The sequence below is a fragment of the Cryptosporangium arvum DSM 44712 genome (assembly GCF_000585375.1).
Classification (GTDB): Bacteria; Actinomycetota; Actinomycetes; order Mycobacteriales; family Cryptosporangiaceae; genus Cryptosporangium; species Cryptosporangium arvum.
This window is the reverse complement of record NZ_KK073874.1, coordinates 9,172,888-9,195,993: the sequence shown is the minus strand read 5'-3', so window position 1 is coordinate 9,195,993 and position 23,106 is coordinate 9,172,888. Positions and strand designations below refer to the sequence as shown.

Sequence of the window (23,106 nt, the reverse complement as noted above, 5' to 3'; positions counted from 1 at the left end):
GGCAACCGGCGTGACTTGACTACCGAACGTGACGGTTTGGATGCGAGGGCTCCCGCATTTGCTGGCCCTGTGATGGCTCACGTACGCTGGAAGCATCTATGGCTATGCCTGTGCCTCTGGTGCGGCTGGCCGAGCCGACCGCAGTTCGACCTGTTAGTACGCATCGGAGACCACGACGTGAGCAAGCGCACCTACCAGCCGAACAACCGCCGCCGCGCGAAGACCCACGGCTTCCGGCTGCGCATGCGCACGCGTGCGGGGCGGGCCATCATTGCCGCACGGCGCCTCAAGGGGCGCGCGCGCCTCTCCGCCTGATCCGGCGGGGGCGCGGCGTGCTGCCGGCGCACGCGCGGCTGCGACGGCGCGAGGACTTCACCAAAGTGCTGCGCTCGGGCAGTCGTGCGGGACGCAGCACGCTCGTGGTCCACGCGACGCTCGGGCCGTCCGACACCGCGCACGCCGGTAACGACACGAACGACACCGGCTCGACGGAGAACTCCGTTCGGGCCGGTTTCGTTGTCTCTAAAGCAGTCGGCAACGCTGTCGTGCGCCACCGGGTCGCACGGCAACTGCGCCACCTCGTCCGGGACCGACTCCGTGAGCTACCCGCGGGTAGCTCGGTGGTGGTCCGGGCGCTCCCGGCCGCGGCCGACCAGTCGTCCGAGACACTGGGTCGCGACCTCGACAGCGCGTTCCGACGCATTCTGAAGGCTCGACGATGAGTGTTGCTCCACATCCCGACCGGGGCGTCTCCGCCGAGACGGCCCCGGACACCGGTGTGTCGAGCGCCCCGGCGGGTCGCCTGTCCCGGTTGCTGCTCGCGGTGCTCATCGCACCGATCGAGGCCTATCGCCGGTGGATCAGTCCGGCACTGCCGCCTCGCTGTCGTTTCCACCCCAGCTGCAGCGCCTACGCGCTGGAGGCGCTGCGGACTCACGGTCCGGTAGCGGGGATCCTGTTGGCCGGCTGGCGCATCATGCGCTGCCACCCGTTCCACCCCGGCGGGTACGACCCCGTCCCCTCGGCGCGGCCCCGCTGGGCCGTCCGCCTCCGTCGTGCTCGCAACCGCCGTCCGTCTGGAGCTGCTCGGTGAACTTGAACTGGATCTACACGGGTATCTCGTGGATCCTGCTGCGCTGGCACGACCTGTGGGGCGGCCTGCTCAACATGCCGTCCGGCCCCGCATGGGTGCTGTCGATCGTCTTCCTCGTGCTGACCGTCCGGGTCGTGCTCTTCCCGGTCTTCGTCAAGCAGATCAAGTCGCAGCGGGCCATGCAGACGCTGCAGCCGCAGATGAAGGAGCTGCGCGAGAAGTACAAGAACGACCAGCAGAAGCTCCAGCAGGAAATGATGGAGCTCTACAAGCGGGAGAAGGCCAACCCGCTGATGGGCTGCCTTCCGATCTTCTTGCAGATCCCCGTCTTCATCGGTCTGTTCCACGTGCTTCGGCTGATCAACCCGAACTCGGACTCGGCCTTCAAGGCGATGACCACCGAGTACGGCTGGAGCGCCGAGCAGTTCCGGAGCGCGTCCGACGCCAGCATCTTCGGCGCCCCGATCGCCGCCGCGCTGCGGTCGACCACCGAGCAGCTCCAGCAGCTGGACGCCAGCCGGCTCGCGGTCACGCTCGTCGCCGGCATCCTGATCATCACGATGGTCGCCACGACCTACATCACCCAGCGCCAGATGATCGCGCGCAACGGCGTCGCCGCCGACCCGACGCAGGCGATGGTTCAGAAGCTGATGCTCTACGGCATCCCCGCCTCGCTGCTCGTCTCCGGCGCGATCTTCCCGATCGGTGTGGTCATCTACTGGGTCACGCAGAACTTCTTCTCGATGGGTCAGCAGTTCTGGGTGCTGAGCAAGATGCCGATCCCGAAGCCCGGTGACCCGAAGGTCGACCCCGAGAAGGCGGCCGCGATGGCACCCAAGCCGGGGATCAAGCCGGTCAACCCGAAGAAGGGCGGCCGCCCCGCGACCGCGCGTCAGTCGTCCACCGGCAGCTCGGTGAAGTTCGACACCGCCAAGGCCCGCGCCGAGCGCGCGTCCGCCGCCGCGGAGAACGCCGACACCACCGACCAGAACAGCGACAGTTCCGACGGCGCGGAGAAACCACCGCCCGCGCGTCGGCCCACGCCACCACGCGGTAGCGGCCGACGCCCGCAGGACAACCGGAACCGGAAGCGTAAGGGCGGCCGGCGTTGAGCCGGGTGTCCACGGATCATTCGCGCCGCGTCGCGGCGGCGCGGCAAGCCAGGGAGCAACGATGACGGAGACCGGTCCCACCACGGCGCCGGCGGCCACGGACACGGTGGACGAAGACACCGATCTGCTGGTTCGTGAGGGCGACATCGCGGGCGACTACATCGAGCGGCTGCTCGACATCCTCGACTTCGACGGCGACATCGACATGGACGTCGAAGGTGACCGCGCGATCGTCGCGGTGATCGGCGAGGAGCTCGACGCGCTCATCGGCCCGCGTGGCACCACCCTGGACGCGCTCCAGGAGCTGACCCGGCTGGCCGTCGTGCAGCAGACCGGCGTTCGCAGCCGGCTGATGCTCGACGTGGGCGGCTACCGCGCCAAGCGTCGTCAAGAGCTGGTCGCGATCGCGAAGAACGCAGTGGAGCAGGCTCGATCGCTGGGCGAGCCGGTGAAGCTCAACCCGATGAACCCGTTCGAGCGCAAGGTCGTGCACGACGCGATAAGCGTGATCGACGACGTCCGGAGCGAGTCCGAGGGCGAAGAGCCGGAGCGTCGCGTGGTCGTCCATCTGCAGAGCGCATGAGCGAGACTGCTTCCGCGAGCCCCGCCGGTCCGCCGGCGGGGCTCGCTGCTGTTGCGGCCACGGTGTTCGGAGACCGTCTGCCGCTGGCGATCGAGTACGCCACGCTGCTGAGCACCGCCGGCGTCGAACGTGGTCTGATCGGCCCGCGCGAGGCTCCGCGTCTCTGGGATCGGCACCTGCTCAACTGCGCGGTCGTCGCCGACCTGTTCCCGGCGGACGCCACGGTCGTCGACGTCGGAAGCGGTGCCGGGTTGCCTGGTCTCGTTCTCGGCATCGTCCGGCCGGACCTGCGGATCACGTTGCTGGAGCCGCTCGCCCGCCGGGTCGCGTTCCTCTCGGAGGCCATCGCGTCGCTCGGGCTGTCGAGGGTGACCGTGCGTCGGGGCCGCGCCGAAGAGGTCGTCGGCCAGGTGTCGGCGTCGATCGTGACCGCGCGGGCGGTGGCTCCGCTGGACCGTTTGGCCGGCTGGTGCCTGCCGCTCTGCGAGCCCGAAGGGCGCATGCTCGCACTGAAAGGTTCGTCCGCGGCGGAGGAGATCACTGAACACGCCGCAGCGGTAGCGAGGGTCGGAGGCGTCTCCCCTCGTATCGTCGAGTGCGGAGGCGGCGTCGTCGACCCCCCGACGACCGTGGTCGAGATTCTCCGTGGTGGCTCAGCAGCCACCGGCCCCCGGCGTTCCGGTACCCGAGGTGCCGGCAACGGCAGTGATCCGTCCCGTCGGCGGCGGCCGGATCCGGCCGCGGCGAGCCGCCGCGGACGGAGAGGACGTCACGGCCCATGACCGACAACGCATCTCGGAAGCCCACCGCAGTGGGGTGGCCGGAGCTGAAACCGGCCGACGAATCAGCGGTGATCAGGTTTCCGAGACGCGGTGTTTCGGAGCTGGGATGGCCTGAGTTCGAGGTTTTGGAGGGTGGCTGGGGGTCGGCTAGACGCGGCGGTAGAGCCGACGGGTCGGCTTTGCAGTTGGTGCCCGGCGGGTCGTCGGAGGGGGTGGTCTCGCCGGCGGTGGGGGGCACGGACGGTGCGCCCGCTGTGCCGAGCGGTCCGAGCGGTCCGGGCGAGCCGTCTGAGTTTGATGGGGCCGGGGCGCCGCTTGTGTCTGAGGAGGATCGCGCGCCGGTTGGGTCTGTGGAGGCCCTCGGTCTGTCTGGGCCCGGCGAGAGCGCCGTGCCGTGTATTTCGGGCGAGAGTGCCGTGCCGCGTCTTTCGGGCGAGATCGCCGCGCCGTGCATTTCTGGCGAGAGCGCCGTGCCGCTTGAGACTGGAGAGATCTCCGCATCGTCCGGGTCTGGCAAGATCTCCGGGTCGGCGGGGTTCGGTAGGACCGCTGGGTCGCCTGGGTCTATGGAAGCGGCTGCGCGATCGATGTTCGGGGGGACGATTGTGCCCTCTGCCTCCGAGGGGACGATCGCGCCTTCTGCGTTCGGGGGGACGGCTGCGCCTGCTGGGTCCGGTGGAGTGGTTCGGCTGGGTGGGGCGCCGGTATGGACGGGATCTGGCGCTTCCAGGTCGAGGGATGCGGGCTCAGTTGATGGCTCGGTGAGCGCCTCCGCCATCCCTGACGGGGCGGGCGAGGCGGGTGCTTCCACCGTGGCGAGTGCGCCCGAGGCGTTCGGTGCAGTAGGTGCGCCTGACTCGTGTGAAGCGGTGAGTGGGCCCAACGGGTTGAGCGCGGTCGGCGGTTCTGGCGGTTCGAGCTCGTTCGGCGGGTCTAGCGGATCGAGCGCGGTGAGTGGGTCTGACGCGGTGAGCGCGGTAGGCGGGTCGAGCGCGTTGAGTGGGTCGAGCGCGTTGAGTGGGTCGGGCGTGTTGAGTGGGTCGGGCGTGTTGAGTGGGTCGGGCGCCCCGGACGGGTTTAGTGCGGGGAGTGGGTCGGGCGCATCGAATGGGTCGGGTGCGCTCAACGCGGGCGCCGATCCCAGCGCAGCGAGCACGACCGACGTAGCGAGCACGCCTCATTCCCCCGGTGAGAACTCACCCAGCGCCGCCGACGGGGGTGGGACCCCCATTGGGGATGGCGCTTCTGGTCCAGTCGAAGTTGCTGGCGCTCTCTCGGTGGGCTTGACGTCGCCGCTCATGTTTGGCGTCACGGACGACAACGCCAGGACCGAGGCTGAGGGTGGGACCGAGACCGAGACCGGAACCGTGTCTGCGGCCGAGACCAGGACCGGGACCTTGGCCGGTTCCGAAGCCGGTGTCGGTTCCGAGGTTGGAGTCGGTTCCGAGGCTGGTGTCGGTTCCGAGGCTGGTGTCGGTTCCGAGGCTGGTGTCGGGGTTCCGAGGCTGGTGTCGGTTCCGAGGCTGGTGTCGGTTCCGAGGCTGGTGTCGGTTCCGAGGCTGGTGTCGGTTCCGAGGCTGGTGTCGGTTCCGAGGCTGGTGTCGGTTCCGAGGCTGGAGTCGGTTCCGAGGCTGGAGTCGGGTCCGAGTCGGGAATTGGAATCGGAGCCGAGTCTGAGACCGGGACCGAGTCTGCGGCCAAGTCCGAGTCCGGGGCCGGGCTCGCGTCCGAAGCTGTTGTCAGGTCGAAGGCCGGTGTCGGGTCCGAGGTCAATCTCGGGTCCGAGGTCGGAACCGAGGCAGAGGCCGAGTCCGGGGCCGGGTCCGGAACCGAGATCAAGTCCTGGGCTGGGACCAGGGGTGAGGCCAGGGCTGGATCCGAAGCCGGGATCGACCTTGAGGTCGGGGCCGGGACGGAGGTCGGTGTTGGTGAGGTGAGTCCCGCGAGTGTGCAAGGTGGCGCCGTCGAAGGGGCTTCGGCTGGGGAAGGTCGCGCGCGGGGGCGGGTGGTTGAGGGGCTCGTCGTGGAGGACGGGCATTTGGAGATCGTGGCCGCTCCTTCGATTGACGATTTGCTTGGCGTGACACCGGCGGAGCGGCGGGCTGCAGAGGTGAACGCGGGAACTAGTGATTCTTTGCGCGATCTCATCCACAGAGTTGTCGGTCGGGCCGAGGTTGATTACGCCGGGACGGTACCGTCGGAGGGTGCCGGCGCAACCCTCGCCGAAGCCCCTTCCTTCGAGCGCGGCGCGGCGAATGCAGCGTCGCCGGACACTGCTGGTCCTTCGGCGCCAGCTTCCCCCGAGTCCGGTTCTGAACAGGTCCAGGAGATCGACGTGAGCGACCCCGCTCAGTCCGCCCCTCACAGCCTCACTAGTGGAGCGGATGAGAGCCAGCGGCGAATCCGCGCTGTGCTGGACGACGCCACTGCTGTTCCACGTGAAACACCGCCCGATCCTTTCGACGTTTCACGTGAAACAGATCCTCTTGCGATGGACGCTCGAGTTCTGCCGGGCGATGTTTCACGTGAAACAGAGGATGACGACCTGCCGATCGCGGTGGAGGCCCGGCGTGCGGTCCAGGTGCTCAACCCCGGACACAACACGCTCCCCCGCCCCCGTGCTCGTCGCGTCATGTGCGTCGCGAATCAGAAGGGTGGCGTGGGTAAGACCACCACGACCGTGAACCTGGCGGTGGCGCTCGCGCTTCACGGCAACCGCGTCATGGTGATCGACCTCGACCCCCAGGGCAACGCCTCCACGGGGCTGAACGTCGACCACCGTGCGGGAGTGCCAAGCACGTACGACGTCCTCGTGGACGGGATCCCGCTCGCGGAGGCGACGGTCGCCGTCGACGGCGTCCCGAACCTCTACTGCGTGCCCGCGACGATCGACCTCGCCGGTGCCGAGATCGAGCTGGTCTCGGTCGTCGCCCGCGAGAACCGGCTCCGTCGGGCCATCGACGCCTTCCCGGCCGACATCGACTACATCTTCATCGACTGCCCGCCGTCACTCGGTCTGCTCACGGTCAACGCGCTAGTCGCCGCCCGCGAGGTGCTGATTCCGATCCAGTGCGAGTACTACGCGCTGGAGGGGCTCGGTCAGCTGCTCCGGAACGTCGAACTAGTGAAGGCGCACCTGAACAACGAAGTCCAGATCACCACCATCCTGCTGACGATGTACGACGGCCGAACGAAGCTGGCCGACCAGGTCGCCTCGGAAGTCCGGGGTCACTTCGGCGAGACGGTGCTGGAAGCGGTCATCCCCCGCAGTGTTCGTGTCTCGGAGGCGCCTGGATTCGGGCAGTCGGTGATCACCTACGATCCTGGTTCGCGCGGTTCGACGAGTTATCTTCAGGCTGCTCGGGAGATCGCGGAGCGCGGCGCTAGGGGAGGAAACCTGTGAAGAACCGACGCGGACTGGGGCGCGGCCTCGGTGCGCTGATCCCGGCGGGGCCGTTGCCGGGTGAGGAAGAGGACGGCGCGCCCATCACCGCTCAGCGGATGCCGTTCGCCACTGGCGCCTCGGCGATGAGCGCGGAGCCGGCCGATCAGTCCGGGCTCGCTCCGGTTCCCGGGGCGCAGTTCCGCGAGGTGCCGGTCGACGCGATCGCGCCCAACCCGAAGCAGCCGCGCAAGGGCGAGTTCGACGAAGAGGCAATGGAGGAGCTGAAGACCTCGATTACCGAGGTCGGCGTTCTCCAGCCGGTGGTGATTCGGGAGAAGGGGCCCGGCAGCTACGAGCTCATCATGGGTGAGCGTCGCTGGCGGGCGTCGAAGGCGATCGGTCGGGAGACCATCCCGGCGATCATTCGGTACACCAGTGACGAGCACCTTCTGCGTGATGCGCTGCTGGAGAACATTCACCGCTCCGACCTCAACCCGCTCGAAGAAGCCGCGGCGTATCAGCAGCTGCTTGCCGAGTTCGGGGTTACCCAGGAGGAGCTCAGTAAGCGCATCGGGCGCAGCCGTCCCCAGATCTCCAACACGATTCGGCTCCTGAATCTCCCGGCGGTGGTCCAGCGGCGCGTGGCTGCCGGGGTGCTCAGCGCCGGGCACGCCCGGGCGTTGCTGTCGCTGGATGACCATGACGCCCAGGAGCGGCTCGCTACTCGCATCGTTGCCGAAGGGCTCTCGGTGCGTGCCACTGAAGAGATCGTTGCGCTCGGAGGGGATCCTGAGCCGCCGCAGCGGGATGCTCCGGCTCGGAGGACGCGGATGCGGTCGCCGGGTCTCGAGGATCTGGCCGGCCGGTTGTCGGACCGGTTCGACACCCGGGTGAAGGTGGACCTGGGGAAGCGCAAGGGGCGCATCACGATCGAGTTCGCGACGATCGATGACCTCGAGCGCATTGCTGATGCGATGGGTGTGAAGTCGCAGGGCGAGTCCGACTGACGGGTCGGCACTTATCTTCAGCGGCCCCACGAACCTCGTGGGGCCGCTTATTTGTTGCAGGACAGCCCACCGCTCCCCCGCTGCGAGTCCATCACGGTGCGCTCGTCCGCCCTTGGAGCGGGGGTGATCTCCAGGAGCCGCTGCTGCCGAATGGCTCCGGCGAATGCTCCCGCCGCACGATCGGGCTGAGTGGCGCTGCCCGGTGGTCGGGCTGAGTGGCGCTGCCCGGTGGTCGGGCTGAGTGGCGCTGCCCGGTGGTCGGGCTGAGTGGCGCTGCCCGGGTGGTCGGGCTGAGTGGCGCTGCCCGGGTGGTCGGGCTGAGTGGCGCTGCCCGGGTGGTCGGGCTGAGTGGCGCTGCCCGGGTGGTCGGGCTGAGTGGCGCTGCCCGGGTGGTCGGGCTGAGTGGCGCTGCCCGGGTGGTCGGGCTGAGTGGCGCTGCCCGGGTGGTCGGGCTGAGTGGCGCTGCCCGGGTGGTCGGGCTGAGTGGCGCTGCCGGGTGGTCGGGGTGAGTGGCGCTGCCGGAGGTCAGGTCGAGCGACGCTGCCGGATGGAGTCGAGTGAGCGGACCCTGCTGCGCAATTGGGCTGGGCAGTTGGACTTAGCGGTGCTGCATTGCAGGCGGGTTGGGCGGTTCGGCTAGACAGTCGGGCTGAGCGGCCGGCTACGCAGACGAACGAGGCTCTGCGGGTGGCGAAACGGCTTCGTCATGCGGTTAGGCACGCAGCCTTCCAATGGCTCGGGCGAGTGACTTCGCCCTCGGTCGGGTTGAGCGTTCTCTGCCGGAGAGTCGAACTGAGCGGCCCGGGACAGGTCGGGTCGAAGGCTTCAGGCGCTCGACCGGCCTCCTGCGACTCCGCTCTGCGGCTGGCTCGAGCGACTTTAGGATGCGGACCAGTCGTAGAGGGCCCGTAGTACGACAGGGCTCAGCGATCGTTTGGTGCGGCCGGCTCGAGTGACTTCTGTCGTATGGGTCCAGGCGAACGACTCGTTGCGCGGTCGAGTCGAGCCCGCTGAATGACGCTGGTTGAACTGAATAGGCCTGGCGCGCGGCCGGTCTGAGCGCCCTTCCAATGGCTTGATGGGGCGACCTTGGTCCTCGCCTAGATCGGGTGCTCCGAGAGCGAACGGATGGCTGGTTCTGGCGTCAGTCGCATCGAATGGTCCCCGGCGGTCGGTTGGACGTGCCACCAGGCGAGCCGGATCGGACGCCCTAGGCGAGCCGGATCGGACTCCCCCCAGTGCAGCCGGGGTAGGACGCCTTCAGTGCAGCCGGATCGGACACCCCCACTGCAGCCGAATAGGACAGCCTCGGAGGCAGCCCAGATCGCATGGCGCTAGGGTCGGCCGGGTCGGAGGGCCGGTAGGGAGTGCTGGATCGAGCGGCTCCGAAGCGCGATCGAAGCGAGGTCAAGCTGGGATCGCGCGGCCGCTATGTGGGCGGATCTGACGCCTTCAGAATCGGCCGGGCCAGCCGACTCATCGGGGCAACTAATTCGGGACGCTCCACCGCGGGTCCATTCGAGTGGTCCGGCCGCGGGTCAGATAGGCCCCGTTGCTGCGGTCGGATCGAGTGGCCAACCGTTCGGCTGGCTCGAGCGCCACACCCAGGATCGACCGCTGGAACGGCACTACCGAGATCAACCGCCCGAGCGGCACTACCGAGATCAACCGCCCGAGCGGCACTACCGAGATCAACCGCCCGAACGGCACGGCTGGACCGAGCGCCCCAGCCGCCCCCACCGACGAGACCCAGCAACCAGCCCCGGCCGTCACAGCCAACTCAGTCCCCGGCAACCAGACGCACCGCGAGCCACACCGCCACGTACCTCCCGACACCCCCGCGAACCCCACCCACTTCCCCGTCCCGATGGGCGACGCCACAGGAAACAGGGTGGGCGTCGCCCGGTGTGCTCCGGCAGGATGGAAGGCATGAGTTCGTATCTCCCACGCTTCAGTCGATCCGCTGTGCGCTCGGTGCGCGGCGACCGACGACGCGTCGGTCACTGAGCCGAAGCGCCGAGTTCGATTCAAGCCTGGAGAGATCGTGCAAGAACCACGTGTCGTGGTGAACCCACCGCTGACCGATGACCTCCGCGAGCACCTCGTCGACATGTGGGTGCGAGTCACCAACGAAGGCGGCTCCGTCGGATTCGTTCCGCCGGTGTCGGCCGCCGTCATCCGCCCCACTGCCGACCGTTCCTTCGAGCGGGTGCGTCAAGGCACCGATGTTCTGGTCTGTCTGGCCGTCCCGTCGAATCATGAAAAAATCAGCGGATCACTCCGAAAAAATGACCCCGCAAAAGCGCCGGACACGGCCGAAAACGACTTGGTCGATACCCGGGGTACCGATTCCGACAATGGGGCGTCTGTGGGGCTCTCAGGGGCTCTAACGGGCGGGCGGGTTGTGGCGTGGCTGCTACTCGCCGAAAGTGAGAGTCTTCTGCGTCGGCATTGGCGGACGGTGTACCGGGTGCAAGTCGATCCGGCTTTCCAGGGCGACGGACTGGGTACCAAGTTGATGGCGTCGGCCGCCGACCACGCCCGGGATCAACTCGGGCTGGAGGCGCTCACCTTGATGACGCGCAGCGGCACCGGCGCCGAGCGATTCTACAAACGTTGCGGCTACCGCGAGGTCGGTCGCATCCCCGGCGCCATCCGGGTCGGCCCCAACGACAACCGCGACGAAGTCCACTTCTGGCTCGACCTGTAACAAAAACTGCCCCCCGCGCATTTTGCACGGGGGGCAGTTTCACGTGAAACTCAGCGCTTGATGGCCTGCTCCACCAAGTCGGCCAGGACGTCGCCGAAGTCGAGGCCCGCTGCCTGTACTGCGATCGGCAGCAGGCTGGTCTCGGTCAGGCCCGGCGACACGTTGACCTCCAGCACCTGGATGCCGCCCGCCTCGTCGACGAGGAGGTCCACTCGGGAGAGGTCGCGCAACTCCAGGGCGTCGTGTGCCGCGACCGCGGTCTCGGCTACCCGCTCGGCGATCTCCGGGTCCAGCCGGGCCGGTGCGTGCCACGTCGTCGTGCCGGCGGTGTAGCGCGCGGTGTAGTCGTACACGCCGTCGGCCGGGACGATCTCCACGGCCGGCAGCGCGGTCGGACCGTCCGGCGTCTCGAGGACGCTCACCGCGATGTCGACCCCGCTGGCGAACCGCTCGATGAGCGCGGTGTCGCAGTACCCGAAGCACCCCACCATCGCGCTGGGCAACTCCTCGACCGTGCGCACGGCCTGGGCACCGAGCCCGGAACCACCCTCGGCCGGCTTGACCATCAGCGGCATCTCCAGCCGCGCGACGATGCGGTCGAGCAACGCCTGCGCCCCCAACTCGCGGAACGTCTCGTGCGGGAGCGCGATCCAGTCGGGCGTGGGTAGGCCGACCGCACGCAACTGCGCCTTGGCGGCGGCCTTGTCCCACGCCACCCGGGACGCGTCGGCCCCGGCGCCCACGTACGGGATGCCGAGCAGGTCCAGCACGCCGCGCAGAGAGCCGTCCTCGCCGCTGGCTCCGTGCAGCGCGATGAACACCGCGTCCGGCCGTTCGGTCTCCAGCGCGGCCAGCAGACCGGCGTCGACGTCACGGATGGTGGCTTCGACGCCGCTGCGGCGTAGCGCGTCCGCCACTCGGCGGCCCGAACGCAGCGACACCTCACGCTCGTACGAGAGGCCACCGGCCAGAACGAGGACGTGCCTACTCATGCCAGCTCCGGTCCTGGTGCGAACGAGGTACGGGACAGCGGGCCGCCGTGGGGCCCGCGCCGCCGGGCGGTGGGGGTGTTGAAGACCTGACGTAGCTCGGTCTCCTCGTCGATCACCGTGGCCAGACGCCGGATCCCTTCCCGGATCCGGTCGGGAGCGGCGGACGAGAAGCAGAGCCGCATGTTCTGACGCCCGGAGCCGTCGGCGTAGAAGCCGATGCCGGGCACGTAGGCGACCTTGTGGGTGAGCGCGCGGGGTTGCATGGCCTTCGTGTCGAGATCGTCGCCGACGGTGGCCCAGACGAAGAATCCGCCGCGCGGATGAGTCCACGTCACGCCGGACGGCATGTGGGTCGTGAGCGCGTCGAGCATGACGTCGCGCCGCTCGCGGTAGATCTCCCGGAACACCTTCAGCTGCTCGCGCCACGGGTACTTACCGAGGTACTCGGACGCGATCATCTGGGTGAGCATCGCCGGGCTGAGCACCTGCGACTCGTTGACCAGCACGAGCTTCTCGCGCACCGCCGGCGGCGCCAGCACCCAGCCGGTACGCAGGCCGGCGCCGAACATCTTGGAGCACGAGCCCAGGTAGATCACCCGGTCGGACGAGCGCGCGCGCAACGCCTGCCCCGGCCCCTCCTCGAAGCCCAGCAGACCGTACGGGTTGTCCTCGATGATCAGCAGGTCGTACCGCTCGGCGAGCTCGACGATCGCGTCCCGGCGCGGCTCGGTGAGCGTCACGCCGGTGGGGTTCTGGAAGTTCGGCACCGTGTAGAGGAACTTGACCCGACGACCTTCCGAAGCCAACCGCCGCAAAGCAGCGTCGAGCTCGGACGGGATCAGGCCCTCGTGGTCCATCGGGACGTGGACGACCTCGGCTTCGGCCGCGGCGAACGTGCCGAGCGCGCCGACGTAGGACGGACCCTCCGCGAGGACCACGTCGCCCGGGTCGAGGAACAGGTGCGCGAGCAGGTCGAGACCCTGCTGGGAACCGACCGTGATGACGACGTCCTCGGCCGAACCGATCACGCCCTCGACGGCCATGACCTCGCACACCAGCTCACGCAGGCGCAGATCGCCCTGCCCGGTGCCGTACTGGAGGGCTTCGGCGCCACGATCGCGAATGAGCGCGGCGGTCATCTCGGCGATCTCGTCCAGCGGGAGGGCGGACACGAACGGCGACCCGCCGGCCAGCGAAACGATCTCCGGACGGCTTGCCATTGCGAACAGTGCGCGGACCTCGGAGACAGTCATCCCGCGCATCCGCTGCGCATATCGATCGGTGTAGTCGTCGAGAGTCGTGCCGCTCATGTACTCGCCTTCCGCGATGGGCCGTCGCACTGCATTGTCCGGCGGAAACGGGCTCGTTCACCAAGCCAATTAATGCCCCGTTGGTACCAACCACGATACCGACCGGCGCGTCGAACCCTTTCGCGGCGCGAGATGCGCCCTTACCATGGTCATTCGGGTAGAAATCAGGAGCCCCTTGCTTAGCGCCGGTTGGTACGACGGCCGGGGCGCAACCGTGTCGGAGGTCGATCCGCTGATGTCTCGTCGGCTGGTCAGCCTCACGCTCGACACGCTGGAAGACCTCCCGACCCGCTGCCGGTCCTGCGTGTTCTGGGAGCTCGACCCGGTCAGCCAGGACCGTGCGATCGAGTGCGGCGACCCCGGGCTGGAGAAGGAAGCGTGGATCTCGTCGACGCTGCTCGAGTGGGGCTCGTGCGGCAAGCTCGTCTACGTCGACGGGGTGGCCGCCGGTTATGTGCTGTTCGCGCCGCCCGCGTACGTCCCGCGGTCGGTGGCGTTCCCCACCAGCCCCGTCAGTCCCGACGCGGCGCTGCTGATGACGGCCTTCATCATGCCTGAGTTCGTCGGAGGCGGCCTGGGACGCATGCTCGTGCAGGGCGTGGCCAAAGACCTCACCAAACGCGGTGTGAAGGCGATCGAGGCCTTCGCCGACGCCCGGTGGGACCAGCCGCAGTGCATGGTGCCCGCCGACTACCTGCTCGCGGTGGGCTTCAAGACCGTCCGCCCGCACCCGCGCTGGCCGCGGCTGCGCCTGGATCTGCGGACGGCCCTCTCCTGGAAGTCCGACGTCGAGTACGCGCTGGAGAAGCTGTTGGGCTCGATGAGCCCGTCACTGGCACTGGGGCCGGCGCACCGCTCTAGCTGAGTTGCATGGCGTGCAGCGCCGACAAGTCGAGCGAACCGGTCTTCACGTCGGCCTCGGTGGGCAGGAAGACCCGCTGGACGGCGATCAGGATCGCCTCCGCGACCGTGTCGCGGAACGCCGGGTCGATCAGCCGGGGACGGTCGATCGGCGAGCTCAGGTAACCCAGCTCGACGTGCACGGCCGGCATCCGCGTCAACCGCAGCATCTCCCACGTCTTCGCGTGGGTGTGGCAGTCGAGCATTCCGGTGCGCGCGACGATCTCGCGCTGCACCAGGCCGGCCAGCCGCTCCCCCACCGTCGAGCTGACGCCCGAGCCGGTGCCGTAGTGATAGGTGGCGACGCCGTTGGCGAGGGGATTCGGGTTGGTGTCGATGCCCAGGCTGATCAGCAGGTCGGCGCCGACGGTGTTGGCCAGCGCGGCCCGATCGGACGCGGAGCGCTCGTGGTCCCGGCCGCGGGTGAGGTCGGCACGCACGCCGATGGCCGAGAAACGGCCTTCGAGGCGGCTGGCCAGGTCGTAGACGAGGTGCGACTCGGTCCAGGTGAGCATGCCGTCCTGTGCGACGACGCCGGTGTCGGCACCGCCGTGGCCCGGGTCGATGACCACGCGCTTGCCGGAGAGCGCCGGCCCGGCGTGGTAGAGCATCGCGGACTCGCGCAGCAGCTGCGGGCGGCCACCGACGACCTTGCGGCCGAGCTGACGCAGCGCACGCATGGTGAGGGGGCCGACCGTGCCGTCGGCGGCCAGACCGACCTCACGCTGGAACGCCCGGAGCGCGGTCTCGGTGCGCTGCCCGAAGATGCCGTCCGCGCGGCCGTTGTCGTAGCCCATCTCGAGCAGCCGCTCCTGCAGCTCGCGGACGTCGTCGCCGAGCATCGGCTCGCTGACCGAGCGGTTCAGGACGCGGTCGCCGAGACGCCAGCGCGCCGCGACGAGCGCGCGCCAGGTCTCCGGGCCGACGATGCCGTCGACCACGAGGCCGCGCGACTGCTGGAACTCACGGAGCGCGAGCTCGCACGTGGCGTCGAAGAGGACGTCCTCGGCGGGCTCGAAAACGGCGGTATCAGCGATCAACCCCAGGGTCACCAGCGTCGACTTGACCTCGGCAGCTGCAGGTCCGACGGTGCCACGCTTGATGAACTGCATGGGGTCAGCTCGCTCCTTCCATCCGCAGCCCTCGGTTGGGGGAACCGAAGGGGAACCGGCCGGAGGACCTCCGGACCGGCGTTGGGGCCGCGATCATCGACCGTAACGCGTCGCGGCCACGACAGCGCACCGTAGCGTGCTCGAGCGCGTCGCGTGTCGGGTTTGTGCCCCTTGATCGAAGCTCGGCCCGACGAGAAGCGAACCGTCTCATAGACAAGGCCCGGTGCGCGAATTCGCTAAACATCAATGAAGCCCCGAGCCAATGGCCCGGGGCTCCACCCAGCGCGTTTACCTACAGCGCGCTCTCGATCATCTTGAGGATCTGACCCTTCGGCTGAGCACCGAGGATCGAGTTGACCGGCTCGCCGCCCTTGAAGACCGTGATCGTCGGAATCGACATCACGCCGTAGTCACGCGCGGTGTTCGGGTTCTCGTCGATGTTGAGCTTGACGATCTGGATCTTGTCGCCGAGCTCACCGGCGATCTCGTCGAGCACGGGCGCAACCTTGCGGCACGGCCCGCACCACTCCGCCCAGAAGTCGACGACGACCGGCTTGTCGCTCTGCAGGACGTCGTTGGTCCAGCTGGCGTCGGTGACGGCCTTGGTGTTGGCGCCCATGATGTCTCCTTACTCGGGGCGAACTGATTACTCGGTGAGGGCGGCGACGTAGTGCTCGGCGTCGAGAGCCGCCACACAGCCCGTGCCGGCCGCGGTGATGGCCTGGCGGTAGGTGTGGTCGACGAGGTCGCCACAGGCGAACACGCCGGGCACGTTGGTGCGGCTGCTGGGCGCCTCCACCTTCACGTAGCCCTCGGCGTCCATCTCGACCTGGCCCTTGAACAGCGCGCTGCGCGGGTCGTGGCCGATCGCGATGAAGACGCCCTCGGCGTCGAGCACCGACTCCTCACCGGTGACCGTGTCCTTCAGGCGGACGCCGGCGACCTTCCCGTCCTGGCCGAGGATCTCGGTCGGGATGTTGTTGAGCCGGAAGTCGATCTTCTCGTTGGTCTTCGCCCGGTCCACCATGATCTGGCTGGCGCGGAACTCGTCGCGCCGGTGCACGATCGTCACGGTGTCGCCGAAGCGGGTGAGGAAGGTGGCCTCCTCCATCGCGGAGTCACCACCGCCGATGACCGCGATCTTCTTGTTGCGGAAGAAGAAGCCGTCACACGTCGCACAGGACGAGACGCCGTGGCCGAGCAGGTCGTTCTCGCCCGGGACACCCAGCCGGCGCCAGGCCGAGCCGGTCGCGAGGATCACCGCGCGCGCCTTGTACTCGCGGTCGCCGACCTTGACGATCTTCACCGGGCCGGAGAGGTCGACCTCGGTGACGTCGTCGGTCACCAGCTCCGCGCCGAAGGTCTCGGCCTGCTTGCGCATGTTGTCCATCAGGTCCGGCCCGTCGATGCCGCCGGGGAACCCGGGGAAGTTCTCCACCTCGGTGGTGGTCATCAACGCGCCACCGGACTGGACACCCTCGAACACGAGCGGCTTGAGCGAAGCCCGGGCCGTGTAGACGGCTGCGGTGTAGCCCGCCGGACCGGACCCGATGATGATCACGTTCCGGATCTCTTCGCTACCCACGTCTTCCTCCAGGGCTATCTCCGCTGACAGTCACGCAAACGCCATCGTAAGTGCCGTCATTCCCGACGCGGGCAGCGTGCCCGACGTCACCTTCAGCGGGTGTACGAGCTCCGGGCACGCTCGTCGCCGTTGCCGTCGACCCCGCACTCCGGGCCGGCGGCCACCACGGTGACCCGGCTCGGGTCGGCGTCCTCGGTGACCACGACGAGCGCCGGGGTGCCGTCGAGCGTCGCGTAGTCGACGAGGAAGGGCCGGATGGTGATGCCGAGGGCGGTGAGGCAGTTCCGGAGCTCGCTCGGGCTCGTGAGGCGCTGCAGCGCGGCCGGAATCACGTCGCTCGCCGCCGGGACCTTGCTCGGCGTGGCCGACCCGCCCGCGCTCGGCGCCGGCGCGGCGGCTTCTCGGCCCTCCACCAGGGCGCGCGCTTGCTGGGCGAGCGCACGCGTGGAGTAGGAGACGCCGGAGGACCGGGTGGCCGGTGCGCTGAGCACGTCCGTAGCGGAGTCGTTCTTCGACGCGGCCGCACTCTCGTCCGAACTGTCGTCGGACGTCGAGGTGACCAGCTGGCCGACGCCGAGGCACAGCGCTCCGACCACCGCCGCAGCCGCCACCCATCCCCCGGCGACCCGCCAGCGGCGCGCGCCACGGTCCCGCGCCGCCTTCTCGGCGCGCAGCCGGCCGAGGTCGGCCGACGCCGGCTCGTCGTCGGTGGCGGGGGCCGGTACCGACGCCAACGCTCCGTCGAGCGAAGCGGCCACCGCCGCGGGCATCGGGATCTCCGGCAGCGCGGACAGTTCAGCCGTGATGCCCGGCGCCACCGCGGTGAGCTGACGGTAGGCGTCGGACCACTCCTGATCGGTGGCGATCCGGGCGGCGACGACCTCGCCGTCGGGTGTGCCCTCGAGGAGGCCTTCGGCGTAATCCGCCAGCAGATCCAGTTCCGACGGTGTCACCGGGCACCTCCTTCCGTCGATTCGACGTCGTTCCGGGCATCGGGGTTCCGGAGATGGCCGAGCATCGCGGCCAACCGGGCTCGTCCCCGCGCGCAGCGGCTCTTCACCGTGCCCACGGCTACGTCGAGCATCTCCGCCACGTCGGCCACCGGATGCCCCTGGACGTCCACCAGAATCAACGCGACCCGTTGCTCGACCGGGAGCTCGGCCAGCGCCGCCTGGACGTCGAGCGCGGTCTCGCGGGCCGCGATCGGATCGTTCGGTGCGGCGGGAGCGCGGCCGTCGTCCTCCGGCAGCGGCACCGTCGGCCGGGCCTGCCGACGGCGTATTCGGTCGAGGCACGAGTTGACGACGATGCGGTGCAGCCACGTCGTGACCGCCGCGTCACCGCGGTAGGACCCGGCCGAGCGGTACGCCGACAGCAGCGCGTCCTGCAGTGCGTCGGCCGCGTCTTCGGTGTTGCCGATCGTACGGAGCGACACCGCCCACAGCCGGTCCCGATGGCGGCGCACGAGCTCGGCGAACGCGTCGGGGTCACCGTCGACGTGCGCTCTCATCAGAGCACGGTCGTCCAACGGCTGCATGGGCCGAGAGACTAGCCCTTGACGGTGATCTCGGAGATCGCGACCTGGTACTTGCCGTCCTGATTCGTACCGGTGTCGGTGATCCACACCACGAGGAACGGCGTGCTGACCGGCTTGCTCAGGGTGATCGTGGTCGTCGCGGCCGAGTTCGTCTGCGACGGGCTGATCACCTTGTACGGGCTGATGTCAGTGGGCCGCGACGACGGCTGCTCGTTGCCCGCGCGCAGCTCGAACGTCGCACCGGGGTGGTCGAACGCGATCGTGACGCTCGAGACGTTCTTCTTGCCGCCGAGGTCGAGGATCAGACCCAGGCCCGGCTTGAACTTGCCGAGCTGCGAACCCTTGTACTGGTCGGTCTTCCACGCCGTGGAGGGCTTTCCGTCGACCGCGTTGCCGGGGTCCTTGTCCTCCGCGAAGTCGCCACCGGGACCGTCGATGAACGTCGCCCGGGCCACCTTCACCGGTCCGCCGCCCGGCTGGGCCGACGCGGACGTGCTGGGCTTGTCCGACGGGCTCGCGTCGCCTCCCCCGCCGAAGTCGGGCAGGCCGAGTGCGGCGACACCGATGATGACGCCGAGAACGACGAGGACACCGACGACGAGGACGCCGAGCCGGGTCCACCGCGGACCACTCGTGGCCGGTTCCGGGGCGAGCACGGCCAGCGCGCTCAAGGCCGGGTCGGCGACGTCGTAGCGGCGCAGTTCGCTCGCCAGGTCGGCGGCGGTGGGTGGCGGGACGGCCGGATCGAGCAGATCCATCGTCAGCGCGTCGAGGTAGCCGGGGATGCCGGCCCTGATCTGGCGCGGCGAGCACATCCGGCCGTCGACGCGGGTGGCGTCGGGCAGGCCGGTGCGGTGCGGCGGCAGGACGTCGGGCCACTGGCCGGTGAGACCGGCGTAGAGAAGGCCGCCGAGCGCGCGGATGTCGGCCGGCTGCTGGCCCGGGCCACCGAGGTGCAGGTCGACGAGAGTGACCTCGTCGTCGTTGCCGATCAGAACGGTGGAGGGCGTGAGGTTGCCGTGCGCGTGACCGGTGGCGTGGATGCCCGCGAGCGCGTCGGCGGTGTTGCGCACGAGCGATGCGGCGCGGGCCGGGTGGAGTGGTCCGTTCGCGAGCGTGTCGTAGAGCGTCTGGCCGTTCACCCACTCGCGGACGACGTAGGCGCGCGGCCCCTCGTCGACGGCGTCGTAGACACCGATGACCGACGGATGAACGATGCGCCCGGCCGCGACCGCTTCGGCGATCATCTGCTCGGCGGCGGGCCCACCCGGAACCCGGAGCTCGATCGAGACCGTGCGGTTGAGCAGATTGTCCGTGCCGCGCCAGAGCGCGTGCCCGCTGGCCGCATCGGCGTAGAGCGCCTCTTCGAGCCGGTACCGGCCCGCCAGCACCTCACCCTGAACGGGCGCGCCGACCTGTGTCACAACCCGCCCTCCCGCAGTATCTACCGCTCCGCCCCTCAGGGTAGGCCGTGCGGCGGCTACTGGGGACAGGTCCATCCTGCCTGTTCCGGCGCGTCGGACGCCACCGGAAGATTGGCTCTCGTAGGCAACGAATGGTTCCGCGACACAAAGTATCGCGACGACGCACATGCCTTGCACGCGCGGCCCGGGGTTCCCGATCGGGTGTTGCGGCAGTTCACAGCGGTTGTGGCGGGTCGAATGAGCGGGAGATGAGAAATAATGAGGAAAACCCGCGCGCAAACGCGGGTTTTCCTCATTACGACACTCAGACCAGGCGGCGAACCACGTAGGTGTTGCTCCAGATCTTCCGCTTGGCCACTGGCTGGCCCGCGGTGGAGGCATCCCACATGTAGTTTCCGCCGGCGTAGATCCCGGCGTGGGAGTAGTAGCTACCGCTGCCGAACAGGATCAGGTCGCCCGGCTTCTTGGAGCCCTTACCGACCGACTTGCCGTAGCGAGCCTGCTGCGTCGCGCTGTGCGGCAGGTTCTTGCCGAACTGCTTGTAGACGTAGCGGGTGTACCCCGAGCAGTCGAACGAGTTCGGACCGGCCGCGCCGAAGACGTACGGCTTGCCGGCCTGGCGGGAAGCCGCCCGGACGATCGCGTTGCCGTTGGACTTCGCCGTGACGTGGTGGTTGGGCGACACCTGCTTCTGCGTCCCGTTGACGAAGAGCAGTGCGCGCCAGTTGGAGGTGCCGCCGATCGTGACGGTCCACTCGATCTGCCCGGACGGACGGGCCTTCTTCGTGCTGACCGTCCGCCAGCCCTGGCTGGACTGGAACTGCAGCGAGACCGACTTGTAGGCGGCTGGTGCGCCGTTCACCGTGGCGATCGCGTGGAGCGTGGTCTTGGCTCCGGTGGTGACGGTCTTGGCGCCCGAGAGTTTCGCGGCGGCCGGAACGGCGGATGCTGCTGCTGCCGGAGAGGCAGTCACGCCGATCAGGCCTACGCCGAGCGCGCCGGCAACTACGCCGGCAATTGCGGTGGTCCGGAGTGTGGCTTTGCGCGCCTTGGTCCCGTTTTGTGGAGCGAATTCGGGACGGTCGTACTGTTTTGCGGGCAGGGCACACCGATGGGAATGCACCGTATGCAAGGAGAGTCCTTCCATGCACGCCTGCGGAGTTAGCTGTCGGGTTCGGGCGGGAAGGTGTAGTGCCCGGTCGCGCTGAGCGCGTCTTCACCCCAAGGGATCGCGCCGGATCTGTTCTCCGGCGACCCCACGTGCGTGGGTCCCCCGCTCCTGTCCATTTGATTGGCTACTCGTCGGGACACCGCGGATTCGTGGACAGGGCTCGGCGTGCGAGTCCGTCGGTGTGCGCGGCTTGGCTGCCGCGTCAGTTGCCGCGAAGAACTGAACCTGCGCCTCGTGGGAGTTGCCAGTGCTTTGCGACGTGCGTCACAGTCAATTTGTAAATTTTGTACCACTTCACGGGTATTTCACACATGCCTGAAGACATCCTCGGCGCGTCGCGAGGTGGTGACGGTGAGGTGTGAAGCGCGTTGCCAGTTGGAAAAGTGAACCCGACTAATGGGTCGATCGATCACGTGGCGTAGTCGGCTCAGAGGCGCGGTTCAGAGCGACAAAACGACCCTACCTGCGGCGTGGGCTTCGTCACGTTATTCCGCGAGGATTGTGGATAACCCTGCGTGGTTACGGGTCAGCGGCCGGGCAGGCGACGCTTCACGGTGTTCGCCACGTCGACGACCTCGGGGACGCGCAGGCGCAGGGCGGCCACCGCGTAGACACCGACGAGCACGACGCCACCCACGACGAGGGAGACGAACGCGCCGAGCTTCTCGATGCCCAGGGCCGCCTGGATGCCGTACGCGACGCCCCAGCCGATCAGGCCGGCGACCGCAGCGGCTAGGCCGAGGCGGGTGATCGTCCGGACCGAGGCCGCGGTGTCGAGACCGCCGAGCCGCCGCTTCAGGAAGTGGCCCGACACCAGCACCGCGACGATGTAGGAGACGGTGTTGCCGCACTGGAGGCCGACCACGACGTAGTCGTCCGGCACCACGAAGAAGACACCGAGGTCGAAGGTGATCTTCGCGACGACCACCGGCAGGTTGATCAGCGCTGGCGTCTTCGTGTCCCGGAGCGCGTAGAACGCGAAGATCTGCATCTGGCTTACCGCGAACGGGACCAGGCCGATCGCGGCCGCCATCGTCGCGTAGCCGGTGGCGATCGCCTGATCGTGGGTGAACTCACCCCACTGGAAAACCGTAACTGTCAGCGGGATGCCCAACACCAGATACGCCGCCGTGGCCGGCACCAGGACGACCGACGAGAGCCGGGTGCCCAGCGAGAGGTTCCGGGTGACTTCGGGGAAGTTCCGGTCGGCTGCGGCCGCGCTCATCCGCGGCAGCAGCGCGGTGAGGATGCTCACCGCGACGATGCCGTGGACCATCATGAACATCAGGAACGCGTTGTTGTGGATCAGTGGCCCGGGCCCACCGCGATCGCCGGCGTAGTTCGCGATCTTGATCACCGGGAGCAGGCCGAGCTGACTGACGCCGACGTAGACGAACATCCAGGCGCCCAGCCGCCCGGCCTCGCCCAGACCCGCACCGCGTAGGTCGAACCGCCATTTCCAGCGGAAGCCGACCTTGCGCAGGGCCGGCCAGAGTGCCAGCGACTGGAGCACGATGCCGAGCGTGGTGCCGATGCCGAGTACCGCGACCTGGGCGCCGGTGATCGACTGCGGGCTGAGAGTCGCCGGGCCCGGCAGCAGCAGGAACACCGCGGCGGTGACGATCACCGTCACGTTGTTGAGGATCGGGGCCCACGCCGGGGCCGCGAACTGGTTCCGCGTGTTCAGCACGGCGCCCAGGAGCGCGGACAAGCCGTAGAAGAAGATCTCCGGCAGCAGGAGATAAGCCAGCGTCGTGGTGAGCTGCCGGCTGGCCGACGTCGAGTTCGAGTTGGCGAAGAACGCGGTCAGCAGCGGGGCCGCGGCCAGCGCGACGACGGTCGCGGCGGCGAGCAGCAGAGCGGCCGCGGTGAGGAGCCGGTGGGTGAACGCCTCGCCGCCGTCGGCGTCACGCTTGCGCGCGGTGACGAGCAGCGGAACGACGACGCTCGTGAGGATGCCGCCGAGCAGGAACTCGTACAGCATGTTCGGGAGCGTGTTCGAGACCTGGTAGGCGTTGCCGACCAGGCCGCCGCCGATCGCGGCGCCGATCGCCGCGGTGCGCAGGAAGCCGGTCGCACGCGACACGAGGCTGAACAGCGCCATGACGCCGCTCGAGCGAGCGACGCTCTGCGCGCCGTCGCCGCTGGCGGACGCACCGGTCGGCGGCTTCGGTGGCTCGGGGGGACCGGGTGGCGCGAGCGGCACCGTCGGCTCCGCGGCACCGACCGGCAGCGGCCCACCGGGCTGCGTGACCGTCGACTCGGCGATCGTCGGGAGGACGGCCGTCGGTTCGTCGCCGGGCGTGTGGGTGGGCAGCACCACGGTCGAGTCGGGGTCGTAGGGGTTCGAGCGCGGTCGACGCAGATCGAAGTCGGCTGACTCCGGCCCGGTCACGCAGGACG

Annotated in this window: 20 protein-coding genes and 1 riboswitch; of the genes, 10 read left to right on the top strand and 10 right to left on the bottom strand. The window is 68.9% G+C overall.

Annotated elements, in window-relative coordinates; translation table 11 throughout:
* Positions 1-177 precede the first annotated feature (177 nt).
* The 9 genes from rpmH to CRYAR_RS46645 all read left to right on the top strand — a co-directional run bounded on the left by rpmH (position 178) and on the right by CRYAR_RS46645 (position 10,672).
* Positions 178-315 carry a 50S ribosomal protein L34 gene (rpmH, locus tag CRYAR_RS42410; RefSeq protein WP_035859730.1) on the top strand — a complete coding sequence of 46 codons (138 nt, stop codon included), beginning with the start codon at positions 178-180 and terminating at the stop codon, positions 313-315.
* Positions 316-332: 17 nt separating this feature from the next.
* Complete coding sequence (gene rnpA, locus CRYAR_RS42405; protein WP_035859726.1) at positions 333-722, top strand: ribonuclease P protein component; 390 nt, start codon at positions 333-335, stop codon at positions 720-722.
* Between the two features lie 101 nt (positions 723-823).
* A complete protein-coding gene (yidD, locus tag CRYAR_RS46655; RefSeq protein ID WP_084702062.1) occupies positions 824-1,093 on the top strand; it encodes a membrane protein insertion efficiency factor YidD in 270 nt (89 codons plus the stop codon).
* Positions 1,090-2,205 (top strand): membrane protein insertase YidC, encoded by a 1,116-nt coding sequence (yidC, locus tag CRYAR_RS42400; RefSeq protein ID WP_063725843.1) that lies wholly within the window; start codon positions 1,090-1,092, stop codon positions 2,203-2,205. Before yidD ends, yidC begins: the two co-directional genes overlap by 4 nt.
* 61 nt (positions 2,206-2,266) lie before the next feature.
* Positions 2,267-2,788 (top strand): Jag family protein, encoded by a 522-nt coding sequence (locus CRYAR_RS42395; RefSeq protein WP_035859721.1) that lies wholly within the window; start codon positions 2,267-2,269, stop codon positions 2,786-2,788.
* A complete protein-coding gene (gene rsmG / locus CRYAR_RS42390; RefSeq protein WP_084701682.1) occupies positions 2,785-3,570 on the top strand; it encodes a 16S rRNA (guanine(527)-N(7))-methyltransferase RsmG in 786 nt (261 codons plus the stop codon). Before CRYAR_RS42395 ends, rsmG begins: the two co-directional genes overlap by 4 nt.
* 2,023 nt (positions 3,571-5,593) lie before the next feature.
* Positions 5,594-6,973, top strand: coding sequence for a ParA family protein (locus tag CRYAR_RS42385; RefSeq protein ID WP_425389383.1), 1,380 nt, complete (start codon positions 5,594-5,596; stop codon positions 6,971-6,973).
* Positions 6,970-7,962 carry a ParB/RepB/Spo0J family partition protein gene (locus CRYAR_RS42380; protein WP_035859714.1) on the top strand — a complete coding sequence of 331 codons (993 nt, stop codon included), beginning with the start codon at positions 6,970-6,972 and terminating at the stop codon, positions 7,960-7,962. The genes CRYAR_RS42385 and CRYAR_RS42380 overlap by 4 nt, the downstream gene beginning before the upstream one ends.
* A 2,065-nt stretch (positions 7,963-10,027) precedes the next feature.
* Positions 10,028-10,672, top strand: a complete 645-nt coding sequence (locus CRYAR_RS46645) for a GNAT family N-acetyltransferase (RefSeq protein WP_157018537.1) — start codon at positions 10,028-10,030, stop codon at positions 10,670-10,672.
* 50 nt (positions 10,673-10,722) lie between these two features.
* On the opposite strand, the gene CRYAR_RS42365 is transcribed toward CRYAR_RS46645, so the two are convergent.
* Positions 10,723-11,664, bottom strand: coding sequence for a D-alanine--D-alanine ligase family protein (locus CRYAR_RS42365; RefSeq protein ID WP_035859705.1), 942 nt, complete (start codon positions 11,662-11,664; stop codon positions 10,723-10,725).
* Positions 11,661-12,974 (bottom strand): aminotransferase-like domain-containing protein, encoded by a 1,314-nt coding sequence (locus CRYAR_RS42360; RefSeq protein ID WP_035870141.1) that lies wholly within the window; start codon positions 12,972-12,974, stop codon positions 11,661-11,663. Before CRYAR_RS42360 ends, CRYAR_RS42365 begins: the two co-directional genes overlap by 4 nt.
* A gap of 235 nt (positions 12,975-13,209) precedes the next feature.
* Between CRYAR_RS42360 and CRYAR_RS42355 the strand changes: the two genes are divergently transcribed.
* A complete protein-coding gene (locus CRYAR_RS42355; protein WP_035870137.1) occupies positions 13,210-13,839 on the top strand; it encodes a GNAT family N-acetyltransferase in 630 nt (209 codons plus the stop codon).
* Here CRYAR_RS42355 and CRYAR_RS42350 read toward each other — a convergent pair.
* The 8 genes from CRYAR_RS42350 to murJ form a co-directional block, all read right to left on the bottom strand.
* Positions 13,832-14,986, bottom strand: coding sequence for an N-acetylmuramoyl-L-alanine amidase (locus CRYAR_RS42350; protein ID WP_035859702.1), 1,155 nt, complete (start codon positions 14,984-14,986; stop codon positions 13,832-13,834). The two genes, CRYAR_RS42355 and CRYAR_RS42350, sit on opposite strands and share 8 nt — an antisense overlap.
* A gap of 292 nt (positions 14,987-15,278) precedes the next feature.
* Positions 15,279-15,605: a thioredoxin gene (gene trxA / locus CRYAR_RS42345; protein WP_035859700.1), complete on the bottom strand. Its 327-nt coding sequence runs from the start codon at positions 15,603-15,605 to the stop codon at positions 15,279-15,281.
* 27 nt (positions 15,606-15,632) lie between these two features.
* On the bottom strand, positions 15,633-16,571 hold the full coding sequence (gene trxB, locus CRYAR_RS42340; protein WP_035859699.1) for a thioredoxin-disulfide reductase: 939 nt from the start codon (positions 16,569-16,571) through the stop codon (positions 15,633-15,635).
* A 92-nt stretch (positions 16,572-16,663) separates the two neighbouring features.
* Positions 16,664-17,524: a hypothetical protein gene (locus CRYAR_RS42335; protein WP_035859695.1), complete on the bottom strand. Its 861-nt coding sequence runs from the start codon at positions 17,522-17,524 to the stop codon at positions 16,664-16,666.
* Entirely contained in the window at positions 17,521-18,108 is a 588-nt protein-coding gene (gene sigM / locus CRYAR_RS42330) for an RNA polymerase sigma factor SigM (RefSeq protein WP_035859691.1), read from the bottom strand. Before sigM ends, CRYAR_RS42335 begins: the two co-directional genes overlap by 4 nt.
* Before the next feature lie 11 nt (positions 18,109-18,119).
* Complete coding sequence (locus tag CRYAR_RS42325) at positions 18,120-19,532, bottom strand: protein kinase family protein (protein ID WP_035859688.1); 1,413 nt, start codon at positions 19,530-19,532, stop codon at positions 18,120-18,122.
* A gap of 304 nt (positions 19,533-19,836) precedes the next feature.
* Positions 19,837-20,505: a C40 family peptidase gene (locus tag CRYAR_RS44450; RefSeq protein WP_051571845.1), complete on the bottom strand. Its 669-nt coding sequence runs from the start codon at positions 20,503-20,505 to the stop codon at positions 19,837-19,839.
* 162 nt (positions 20,506-20,667) lie between these two features.
* A riboswitch (cyclic di-AMP (ydaO/yuaA leader) is annotated at positions 20,668-20,839 on the bottom strand.
* A gap of 390 nt (positions 20,840-21,229) precedes the next feature.
* The gene (murJ, locus tag CRYAR_RS42315; RefSeq protein WP_051571842.1) at positions 21,230-23,098 is read right to left on the bottom strand and encodes a murein biosynthesis integral membrane protein MurJ; all 1,869 of its coding nucleotides are present in this window, start codon (positions 23,096-23,098) and stop codon (positions 21,230-21,232) included.
* Between the last annotated feature and the right edge of the window lie 8 nt (positions 23,099-23,106).

What these genes read in the sequence shown, in the direction of transcription:
- CRYAR_RS42395 (WP_035859721.1), top strand. Translation starts at nt 2,267, where the DNA reads ATGACGGAGACCGGTCCCACCACGGCGCCGGCGGCCACGGACACGGTG.
- sigM (WP_035859691.1), bottom strand. Translation starts at nt 18,108, where the DNA reads ATGCAGCCGTTGGACGACCGTGCTCTGATGAGAGCGCACGTCGACGGT.
- CRYAR_RS42365 (WP_035859705.1), bottom strand. Translation starts at nt 11,664, where the DNA reads ATGAGTAGGCACGTCCTCGTTCTGGCCGGTGGCCTCTCGTACGAGCGT.
- CRYAR_RS42350 (WP_035859702.1), bottom strand. Translation starts at nt 14,986, where the DNA reads ATGCAGTTCATCAAGCGTGGCACCGTCGGACCTGCAGCTGCCGAGGTC.
- rsmG (WP_084701682.1), top strand. Translation starts at nt 2,785, where the DNA reads ATGAGCGAGACTGCTTCCGCGAGCCCCGCCGGTCCGCCGGCGGGGCTC.
- trxA (WP_035859700.1), bottom strand. Translation starts at nt 15,605, where the DNA reads ATGGGCGCCAACACCAAGGCCGTCACCGACGCCAGCTGGACCAACGAC.
- CRYAR_RS42360 (WP_035870141.1), bottom strand. Translation starts at nt 12,974, where the DNA reads ATGAGCGGCACGACTCTCGACGACTACACCGATCGATATGCGCAGCGG.
- CRYAR_RS42355 (WP_035870137.1), top strand. Translation starts at nt 13,210, where the DNA reads ATGTCTCGTCGGCTGGTCAGCCTCACGCTCGACACGCTGGAAGACCTC.